Annotated in this window: 10 protein-coding genes and 1 pseudogene; 5 read left to right on the top strand and 6 right to left on the bottom strand. The window is 73.4% G+C overall.

All coding sequences use genetic code 11. The features are described 5' to 3' along the window. Positions 1 to 358, bottom strand: a pseudogene (locus tag VGE38_RS01610) (2-phospho-L-lactate guanylyltransferase); the annotation flags it as partial. Positions 359 to 420: 62 nt separating this feature from the next. Between VGE38_RS01610 and VGE38_RS01605 the strand changes: the two are divergent. Both VGE38_RS01605 and VGE38_RS01600 read left to right on the top strand, forming a co-directional pair. Further along, positions 421 to 1,188, top strand: coding sequence for a lysophospholipid acyltransferase family protein (locus VGE38_RS01605; RefSeq protein ID WP_331140780.1), 768 nt, complete (start codon positions 421 to 423; stop codon positions 1,186 to 1,188). Beyond that, positions 1,185 to 2,201 (top strand): NAD(P)H-dependent glycerol-3-phosphate dehydrogenase, encoded by a 1,017-nt coding sequence (locus VGE38_RS01600; RefSeq protein ID WP_331140779.1) that lies wholly within the window; start codon positions 1,185 to 1,187, stop codon positions 2,199 to 2,201. The genes VGE38_RS01605 and VGE38_RS01600 overlap by 4 nt, the downstream gene beginning before the upstream one ends. Before the next feature lie 13 nt (positions 2,202 to 2,214). Here VGE38_RS01600 and VGE38_RS01595 read toward each other — a convergent pair whose 3' ends face one another. Further along, a complete protein-coding gene (locus tag VGE38_RS01595) occupies positions 2,215 to 3,288 on the bottom strand; it encodes a trans-sulfuration enzyme family protein (protein WP_331140778.1) in 1,074 nt (357 codons plus the stop codon). A 63-nt stretch (positions 3,289 to 3,351) separates the two neighbouring features. On the opposite strand from VGE38_RS01595, the gene VGE38_RS01590 reads away from it, so the two are divergent. Further along, positions 3,352 to 4,749, top strand: a complete 1,398-nt coding sequence (locus tag VGE38_RS01590) for a UDP-N-acetylmuramoyl-tripeptide--D-alanyl-D-alanine ligase (protein ID WP_331140777.1) — start codon at positions 3,352 to 3,354, stop codon at positions 4,747 to 4,749. Between the two features lie 11 nt (positions 4,750 to 4,760). Next, a complete protein-coding gene (locus tag VGE38_RS01585; RefSeq protein WP_331140776.1) occupies positions 4,761 to 5,873 on the top strand; it encodes a D-alanine--D-alanine ligase family protein in 1,113 nt (370 codons plus the stop codon). A gap of 45 nt (positions 5,874 to 5,918) precedes the next feature. On the opposite strand, the gene VGE38_RS01580 is transcribed toward VGE38_RS01585, so the two are convergent. The 4 genes from VGE38_RS01580 to VGE38_RS01565 are packed head-to-tail and all read right to left on the bottom strand — an operon-like array spanning position 5,919 to position 8,520. Further along, a complete protein-coding gene (locus VGE38_RS01580; protein WP_331140775.1) occupies positions 5,919 to 6,734 on the bottom strand; it encodes a maleylpyruvate isomerase family mycothiol-dependent enzyme in 816 nt (271 codons plus the stop codon). A gap of 34 nt (positions 6,735 to 6,768) precedes the next feature. Then, positions 6,769 to 7,737, bottom strand: coding sequence for a D-alanine--D-alanine ligase family protein (locus VGE38_RS01575; protein WP_331140774.1), 969 nt, complete (start codon positions 7,735 to 7,737; stop codon positions 6,769 to 6,771). A 25-nt stretch (positions 7,738 to 7,762) separates the two neighbouring features. Beyond that, positions 7,763 to 8,269: a DUF3515 domain-containing protein gene (locus tag VGE38_RS01570; RefSeq protein WP_331140773.1), complete on the bottom strand. Its 507-nt coding sequence runs from the start codon at positions 8,267 to 8,269 to the stop codon at positions 7,763 to 7,765. Positions 8,270 to 8,283: 14 nt separating this feature from the next. Beyond that, the gene (locus VGE38_RS01565; RefSeq protein WP_331140772.1) at positions 8,284 to 8,520 is read right to left on the bottom strand and encodes an Lrp/AsnC family transcriptional regulator; all 237 of its coding nucleotides are present in this window, start codon (positions 8,518 to 8,520) and stop codon (positions 8,284 to 8,286) included. Between the two features lie 127 nt (positions 8,521 to 8,647). Between VGE38_RS01565 and VGE38_RS01560 the strand changes: the two genes are divergently transcribed. After that, a partial coding sequence (locus tag VGE38_RS01560) for a thiamine-phosphate kinase (protein ID WP_331140771.1) occupies positions 8,648 to 9,145 on the top strand: 498 nt, incomplete at its 3' end.

The following is a 9,145-nucleotide window of genomic DNA, read 5'->3' as shown; positions in this document are numbered from 1 at the left end:
CGGGGCGCAGCGCCGGCAGGTCGCCGCACAGCGCGGCGGGGGTCAGGTCCGGCCAGCGGCGGGCGGCTTCGTGGGCGGCCTGGACCAGGGTGGCGTTGAGGTCGCCGCTGACCCCGTCCGGGATCGCCGCGCAGCCCAGCTCCACCAGCTGGCGGGAGAACGACGCGTCGTCGGTGACGGCGAGCACGCCCCCGACCACGTCCGCGGCCAGGCAGGCCGCGGCGGTGTCGAGCGCGAACGCCGCGGCGAGGCGGCGGCGGCTCTCCTCGGGCAGGCCCACCAGCCGCGACTTGCCACGGGCAGGCGGCTTCACCGGCAGCACGATGCAGAAGCGTGCGGGCAGGGCGGACGGGACCATCGTGGAAATCCTCCCAGGTTGCGTCACGCCGCGGGGCAGGGGGACCGGTAGCCTCCTCGTTCGTGGGCAAGTACCGGAAGCTGAAGCAGAAGCGCGGCTGGGCCTGGTGGCTGGCGGTCCCGATCGTCAAGCCGGTCCTGCTCGGCACCACCAAGCCGCAGTGGGAGGGCGGCGAGAGGATCCCGGAGTCCGGTGGCTGCCTCCTGGTGCTGAACCACGTCTCCCACGTCGACCCGCTGACCGCCGCCCACATCGTGTGGGACCACGGCCGGCTGCCCCGCTACCTCGCGAAGGCTGCGCTGTTCCGGAACAAGCAGCTCGGTGCGTTCCTGCGCGCCGCCGGCCAGATCCCGGTCGAGCGCTCGACGGCCGGCGCCCGTGCGTTCGACGCGGCCGTCGCCGCGGTCCAGGCCGGTGAGCTCGTCGTGGTCTACGTCGAGGGATCGATCACCAAGGACCCCGCGGGATGGCCCATGGTCGGCAAGTCCGGCGCAGCGAGGATCGCCCTCGCGACCGGCTGCCCGGTGATCCCGGTCGGGCAGTGGGGCGCGCAGGAGCTGCTCCCGGCGTACTCCGCCAAGCCGAAGCCGTTCCCCCGCAAGACCGTGCGGATGAAGGTCGGCGACCCCGTCGACCTCTCCGACCTCCTCGGCCGCGAGCTGAGCACGAAGGTCATCGGCGAGGCGACCGACCGGATCATGAAGGCGATCGTCGCTCTCGTGGGTGAGGTGCGCGGCGAGGAGCCGCCCGCGGAGCTGTTCGACCCGCGCAAGGCCGGGATCAGCGCGACCGGCAACCCGAACAAGAACCGGAAGAAGGGCGCCCGGTGAACGCGGCGCGCGGCAGCAAGGTCGCGGTCTTCGGCGCCGGCTCCTGGGGGACGGCGTTCTCGCTCGTGCTGGCCGACGCGGGCAACGACGTCACGATCTGGGCGCGGCGCGAGGAGCTGGCCACGGCCATCACGCAGAGCCGGGAGAACCCCGACTACCTGCCCGGGATCGAGCTGCCGCCGAGCGTCACTGCCACCCACGACGTCGAGAAGGCGCTGCACGGGGCCGACGTGGTCGTGCTGGCGGTCCCGAGTCAGTCGCTGCGCGAGAACCTCGCCACGTGGGCGCCGTACGTCGAGGACGGCGCCGTCTTCGTCTCCCTGATGAAGGGCGTCGAGCTCGGCACCCTGGACCGGATGAGCCAGGTGATCGCCGAGGTGACCGGCGCGGGACCGGAGCGGATCGCCGTGGTGAGCGGCCCGAACCTCGCGAAGGAGATCGCCCGCCGCGAACCGGCCGCCTCGGTCGTCGCCTGCGAGGACGAGGACGTCGCCAAGATGCTGCAGGCTCGGGTGCACAGTCCCGCCTTCCGGCCCTACACGAGCACCGACGTCGTCGGGTCCGAGCTCGGCGGCGCCTACAAGAACGTCGTCGCGATCTCGGTCGGGATGGCGGTCGGCCTCGGCTTCGGCGACAACACGACCGCGTCGGTGATCACGCGTGGCCTCGCCGAGACCGCGCGGCTCGGGATGCGGCTGGGGGCCAACCCGCTCACGCTGATGGGGCTGGCCGGCCTCGGCGACCTCGTCGCGACGTGCTCGTCCCCGCTCTCGCGCAACCGGACCTTCGGCGAGAAGCTCGGGCAGGGCATGTCGGCCGCCGAGATCTACGCGACCACGCGGCAGGTCGCCGAGGGCGCCAAGTCGTGCGCCTCGCTGCGGGCGCTCGCGGAGCGGTCGGACGTCGACGCGCCGGTGGCGCAGTACGTCGACGACGTCGTCGCCGGCCGGATGACGCCGTCGGAGATGATGGACGACGTGCTGGGCCGGCCGACCAAGGCCGAGACCGACTGACGGGTCCCGGGAGTCACACTCCGCGGAGCGCCTCCGCCAGGTCGGACCAGAGGTCCTCGACGTCCTCGATGCCGACGCTGAGGCGCACCAGGCCGGCGGGGATCGTGGCCGGCTCCGCCTTCCAGCGGCGGCGGCGCTCGAAGGTCGACTCCACGCCGCCGAGCGAGGTGGCGTGGATCCACAGGCGCGTGGAGCGGACCAGGGCGTCCGCCGCGTCCGGACCGCCGGCGAGGACGACCGCGAGCACCGCCCCGAAGCCGGGATAGCGCACCTCGGCGATCGCCGGGTGCTCACCGAGCCGCCGGGCGAGCTCGGCGGCGGTCGCCGACGCCCGCTCCACGCGCAGCGGCAGCGTGCGCAGGCCGCGGAGCGCCAGCCAGGACTCGAACGGCCCGGGGATCGAGCCCATCAGGTCGCGGCGACCCTTGAGGACGGCGTACAGCTCCTCGTCGCGGACCACGACGGCGCCCATCAGGACGTCGCTGTGGCCGGCGATGAACTTCGTCGCGGAGTGCACCACGAGGTCCGCGCCCTGCTCGAGGGGACGCTGCAGCACCGGCGTCGCGAACGTGTTGTCGACCACCACCCGAGTGCCGGCGGCGTGCGCCGCGGCGACGATGGCCGGGATGTCGGCCAGCTCCATCGCCGGGTTGGTCGGTGACTCCAGCCAGACGAGCGCGACGTCCTCGTCGATCGCGGCGATGACGGCCGCGGTGTCCGTGAGGTCCACCAGCCGGGTCGTGAGCCGGCCGCGCAGCTCCAGGTCGCCCAGCATCAGCAGCGTCCCCGTGTAGGAGTGCTGCGGCACGACGACGACGCTGTCGGGGCCGACCAGGTCCAGCACCGTGGTGATCGCGGCCATGCCGGAGGCGAACGACAGGCACCGGCCGCCCTCGAGCGCGCCGAGGGTCTCCTCGAACGCCGTCCAGGTCGGGTTGGTGTGACGTCCGTACTCGAGGTCGCCACCGGCGACATAGGTGGACGCCATCGTGATCGGGACGTTGAGCGGCTGGTCCGGGTCGTGCGGGGGACGGCCGGCGTGCACGGCGAGGGTCGCGGCGCTCACGTGGCCGGGCAGGTCCGTCATGGTCCACAGATTAGGGTGAGGACCCATGACCGAGTCGTCCGGGACGTCCCGCAGGATGCCGCTGTGATCGCGCTGACCCTCGCCGAGATCGCCGAGATCGTCGGCGGTGAGGTGGCCGCAGGCGCAGCCGTCGACGCACGGGCCGACGCCGGCACCGTGACCGTCACCGGACCGGTCGTCATCGACGGTCGCGAGGCGGAGCCCGGCAGCCTGTTCGCGGCGTTCGTCGGTGAGCGCAGCGACGGTCACGACCACGTCGGCCAGGCCGCCGCCAACGGTGCCGTGGCCGTGCTCGGCAGCCGGCCGACCGAGCTGCCCACGGTGGTGGTGCCCGACCCGCAGCGGGCGCTGCAGCAGCTGGCGGCGTACGTCGTCGCGGCGGTGCGCGACGCGGGGCCACTCTCCGTCGTGGGGATCACGGGCTCCCAGGGCAAGACCTCCACCAAGGACCTGCTCTCGGCCGTGCTCGGCGAGGTCGCTCCGACGGTGGCGACCCGCGGCTCGTACAACAACGAGCTCGGGATGCCGCTCACCGCGCTGCGCATCGAGCCCGACACCCGCTTCCTCGTGCTCGAGCTCGGTGCTCGGGGCCGCGGGCACATCGCCGAGCTCGCCGACCTGGTCGCTCCTGACGTGGGGGTCGTGCTCAACGTCGGACAGGCCCACCTGGGCGAGTTCGGGTCCCGTGAGGCGATCGCCGAGGCGAAGGGCGAGCTGGTCGAGCACCTCGCCCCCGGCGGGGTCGCGGTGCTCAACGCCGACGACGAGCGTGTGGCGGCGATGGCCTCGCGCACCGACGGTGTGATCGTCACCTTCGGCCGCGACAGCGACGAGGCCGACGTACGGATCGAGGACCTCGAGCTGGACCGACTCGGCCGACCGTCGTTCGTGCTCGCCACGCCCCAGGGTGCTGCCCATGTCGTCCTCCGGCTCGTCGGAGCGCACCAGGCGCTCAACGCCGGCGCAGCCGCCGCAGCCGCGTGGGCGCTGGGGGTGGGCACCCGGGAGATCGGCGAGGCGCTGTCAGCGGTGACGACCCTGTCGCAGTGGCGCATGGAGCTGCGCGAGCTGCCCGGCGGCGTCACGCTGCTCAACGACTCCTACAACGCCAACCCGGACTCCATGCGGGCCGCGCTCGACGCACTCGCCGCCATCGGGGCCGACCCGGCGGTCCGGCGTACGGTCGCCGTGCTGGGCGAGATGCGTGAGCTGGGCGAGGCCGGTGCCGCCGAGCACGTCGGCGTCGGGGAGTACGCCGCCCGGCTGGGCGTGGACGAGGTGCTGGTCGTCGGCGAGGCCGCCCGCGGCATCCACGACGGCGCGGGCGAGCGCAGCACCTTCGTCCCCGACAACGCCGCGGCCCTGGCCTGGCTGCGCGAGCGGCTGGGCGAAGGTGACGCAGTTCTCCTCAAGGCCTCCCGCGGGGCGCGCCTCGACGAGGTGGCCGCCGCCCTTCAGTAGGGTCGTGCGCCATGGCCGACGCTTCCCCCGTCCCGACCGCCGCTCCCGCCTCCGGGGGTGCCGCCCGCAAGGTGCGGGTCGCGCTGCTCTTCGGTGGCCGATCCGGTGAGCACGGCGTGTCCACCGCGACCGCCGCCGGCGTCATGAAGGCCATCGACCGCGACAAGTACGACGTCCTCCCGGTCGGCATCACGCGCGAGGGCCAGTGGGTGCTCGCCTCCGGCGACGCCACCCGGTGGGAGCTCTCCGCGGGCGGGCTGGCCGAGGTGACCGGCGACTCCGGCACCGAGCTCGCCAGTCTCGCCGACCTGGGTGAGGTCGACGTGGTGTTCCCCCTGCTGCACGGTCCGTTCGGCGAGGACGGCACCATCCAGGGCCTGCTCGAGCTCGCAGGGGTCAGGTACGTCGGCGCCGGCGTGCTGGCCTCGGCGGTCGGCATGGACAAGCACTACATGAAGCTGGTCTTCGCCGGTCACGGCCTCCCGGTCGGTCCGTACGTCGTCGTCACGCCCCGCGAGTGGGAGCAGCGTCAGGCCGAGGTGGTCGCGCGGGTGCAGGAGCTGCGGTTCCCCGTCTTCGTCAAGCCGGCACGGGCCGGCTCCTCGTTGGGCGTCACGCGCGTCGACGACGTCAGCGGGCTGGCCGCCGCGATCGAGGAGGCCCGGTTCCACGACCCGAAGGTCCTCGTCGAGCAGGGGATCGAGGGCCGTGAGATCGAGTGCGCGGTCCTCGGGGGACGCGCCGGCGGCGCCCCGCGCGCCTCGGTGCCCGGCGAGATCGTGGTCGACCACGACGCGGCCGACTTCTACGACTTCGAGGCCAAGTACCTCAGCCAGACCCAGGCCCGCACCGAGGCGCCGGCCGACCTGCCCGACGACGTCGCCGAGCGGGTGCGCGACGTCGCGGTGCGCGCCTTCGAGGCCATCGGCGCGGAGGGCATCTCCCGCGTCGACGTCTTCGTGACGCCCGCGGGCGAGGTGATCGTCAACGAGATCAACACGATGCCCGGGTTCACGCCCATCTCGATGTACCCCAAGATGTGGCAGGCCAGCGGGCTGTCCTACCCCGAGCTGATCGACGAGCTCATCGAGCTGGCGCTGGAGCGGCCGGTCGGCCTGCGCTGAGGCACGGGCCGAGGCACAGGCTGGGGCACGGGCTGGGCACGCCGGTCAGGGCGTGGTGGCCAGCCGCGCCAGGATCCGCTCGCCGAGCTCGGCGTCGCCGGTGACGGTCACCGCGCCCGGTGCGGGCACGCGCCGGCCGCCGGCGGCCAGGACGAACGTCTCGCGGTCCATGGTCAGCCGTACGTCGGCGCCCGCCGGCTCCTCCGGGAGTCGCCGGGCCCGTCCCGTCTCGTCGATCGCGACGGCCACGACCTCGCTCCCGGCCACCGCGAGGACCGCCGTCGTACCGGCCGGCGGGGCGACCCGCTTGCCGACCACGTAGCCGAAGCCCTCGGTGAGGTAGTCGGCCGTGTGCTGCGCGGCCCGGGACTCCAGGCCGCCCGGACGACCCACGGCGCGACGGATGTCCTGCTCGTGCATCCACACGTCGAGGGGACGGTTGCGCAGCAGCGTGCTCCAGTCCCATCCGACGCCACCGAAGATGGTGGTCGGCTTCGCGGAGCCGTCGGTCGGAGGATCGGCCAGGAGCGCGTCTCGGCGGCGGCTGGACGCGTCGCGGATCTCGGCCACGACGGCCTGGGGCGACCGGTCACGCCGGTTGACCACGCCGATCTCGGTGTAGGCACCCATCAGGCTGGTGACGTGGGCAGGCTCGCCGATCTCGGCGGTCTCCTCCGGCGCCCCGGCCAGGATGCTCTCGAGGTGGGCGGTGTGGGAGGCGACGGCCTTGACGTCCCAGCCGGGCAGGTCCGTCGGCAGCGCCCACTCCTCGGCCGAGAGCGAGTCGAGCAGCGCGGTGAGGTCGCCGATCGCCTCCCACCAGGTCTCGACGTAGCCGGCCAGCCGTTCGCGATCGCTCATGGCGGCGACCCTAGCGGGGCCGGGTGGCGGCGCGTCAGCGGGCGAGCGCGCGCACCACGAGATCGTGCGCGACGGCACCCAGCGTCGTACCGGACGCCGTGCAGGCGTAGGGGAAGACCGAGGTCTCCGTCGTACCGGGGGTGATGGCCGTCTCCAGCACGACGAACGAGCCGTCGGGAGAGACGATGAAGTCCGAGCGCGAGACGTCGCGCAGGCCCAGCACGCGGTGGGCCTCGGCCGCGACCTCGCCCAGCCGAGCGATGAGCGCCTCGGGGAGGTCGGGCTTCTGCAGGCCGACGAACTCGGCGGTGTAGCGCGCGCTGAAGTCGAACTCGTGGCCCTTGACGAAGTCGATCTCGATCGGGGTCAGCGGCTCCGGCCCGGCCTCGCCCTCGAGGACGACGACGGACACGTTCGCACCGTCGTAGAACCGCTCGATGAGGGCCTCGTCGTAGTACGCGTAGGTGCCGACCAGGGCGGACGGCAGCTCCGTCAGGCCGTCGACGCCGGTGACGCCCAACGCGGATCCGCCGCGCGACGGCTTCACGACGACGCGCTCGCCGAGCCGGTCCATCACGTGCTCCATCAGCGCGCTGGCGCCGATGTCGCGGAAGGTCTGGGCCGAGAGCCCCACGCTGTCGGGGACGGGGATGCCGCCGCGGCGCAGCAGCTCACGCGCGGTGCCCTTGTCGAAGGCGACCCGGCAGGCCCGTGACGTCGACCCGACGAACGGCAGTCCGATCAGCTCCAGCAGGGTCTGGATCTCGCCGTCCTCGCCGAACTGGCCATGCAGCGCCGGGATGGCGGCCACGACCTTGTCGCGCTCGAGGTTGTGGAGCAGGTTGCGGTCGAAGTCGTAGGCGGTCACCTCGACGCCGGCCGCCCGCAGCTCGCGGACCAGGTTGCGGCCGCTGGCCAGCGAGACGTCCCGCTCGTGGCTCAGGCCGCCGGCGATGACGGCGACCGGACCGGTGAACTCGCTGCTCGGATGCGTCGTGGCCATGGCACCAGCGTTCCACATGCCACGGTCACTGGCAGGGGGTGCCCACCCGCAGGCCGCGCTTGAGAGCGGGCGCGAGGTCGCTCAGCGCTGCGGCCAGCGGCCCGCCGCGGTACGTCGCGGGGAAGTGCACGGCCACCCGGGGCCGCATCGTGACGGTGGTCAGGGTCACGTCGGAGCCGTTGTCCTGGGTCTGCTCGTCGGGACCGAACCAGTCCACGCCGTCGGCGTCGAGGCAGCTGCTGGCCGGGCCGAAGCCGTCGGGCGCACCGACCCCGCACGAGAGCGTGATCGCGGGATCGCCCCAGCCGGCGCCGTACGCCGCCGGCTCGACCTCGACGCGCTCCTCCCCGGCGAGCCGGTCGGGAAGGTCCTCGACCAGCGCGGCGCACGCGGCCCGGTCGGCGGCGGGGGGAGTGGCGACCTCGGTCGGCCCGCACCCAGCCAGCACAGCCAGGACGGCCAGAGCCAGCGTGAGCAGCAGCCCGGACAGCACGACGCCCCGCGTCCGCTTGGGCGCGGGGCGTGCGGGCACGGTCGCGCCCCGGGTCAGATGTGAACGACCGGGCAGGTCAGGGTGCGCGTGATGCCGTCGAGGGTCTGCACCTTGGCGACCACGAGCTTGCCGAGCTCGTCGACGTTGCGCGCCTCGGCGCGGACGATCACGTCGTACGGGCCGGTGACGTCCTCGGCGAGCGTGACGCCCTTGATCTTCGCGATGGCCTCGGCGACCTCGGCCGCCTTGCCGACGTCGGTCTGGATCAGGATGTAGGCCTGCACGACCATCGTGGTCTCCCTTGGATCGTCGGGGTCTTCGCTTGCGGGTCGCCGGCCAACTTATCGTGAGGTGGACCCTCCGCGGCAAGCCGTGTCCATGACGACGGCCGGCCGCCGGGCGTGCTGGGATGTGCCTATGGCACTGCCTCCCGACGCGACCCTGGCCGACGCCGGTGAGTTCGGACTCATCACCGAGCTGGTCTCCCACTTCCCGCAGGGCGAGCAGGTGCTGGTGGGTCCCGGCGACGACGCGGCGCTGCTGCGGATCCGCAACGGCCACGTGGTCGTCTCGACCGACCTGGTCGTGGAGGGCCGTCACTTCCGTCGAGACTGGGCCGAGGCCGTGGACGTGGGCCACCGCGCGGCCGCGCAGAACCTCTCCGACGTCAACGCGATGGGCGGCACCGCGCACTCGCTCACCGTTGGGCTCGCCGCGCCGGCCGACCTCCCGGTGGCGTGGGCGCTGGACTTCGCCCGCGGCTTCGCCGCCGAATGCGGACTCGTAGGCGCCTCCGTCGTCGGCGGTGACCTGACGCGGGCCTCGGAGATCGTCATCGCCGTGACGGTGCTCGGTGCGGTGACGCAGGCCCCCGTCCTGCGCTCGGGCGCCCGGCCCGGCGACGTGCTCGCGCTC

Origin of the sequence: Nocardioides sp., from assembly GCF_036405735.1 — a bacterium.
Taxonomy (GTDB): domain Bacteria; phylum Actinomycetota; class Actinomycetes; order Propionibacteriales; family Nocardioidaceae; genus Nocardioides.
This window is presented reverse-complemented; position numbering and strand designations above follow the sequence as displayed.

Bases quoted from the DNA above. Each gene is read 5' to 3' on its own strand.
- VGE38_RS01595 (WP_331140778.1), bottom strand. From the start codon at position 3,288: ATGACGGACCTGCCCGGCCACGTGAGCGCCGCGACCCTCGCCGTGCAC.
- VGE38_RS01585 (WP_331140776.1), top strand. From the start codon at position 4,761: ATGGCCGACGCTTCCCCCGTCCCGACCGCCGCTCCCGCCTCCGGGGGT.
- VGE38_RS01580 (WP_331140775.1), bottom strand. From the start codon at position 6,734: ATGAGCGATCGCGAACGGCTGGCCGGCTACGTCGAGACCTGGTGGGAG.
- VGE38_RS01575 (WP_331140774.1), bottom strand. From the start codon at position 7,737: ATGGCCACGACGCATCCGAGCAGCGAGTTCACCGGTCCGGTCGCCGTC.
- VGE38_RS01565 (WP_331140772.1), bottom strand. From the start codon at position 8,520: ATGGTCGTGCAGGCCTACATCCTGATCCAGACCGACGTCGGCAAGGCG.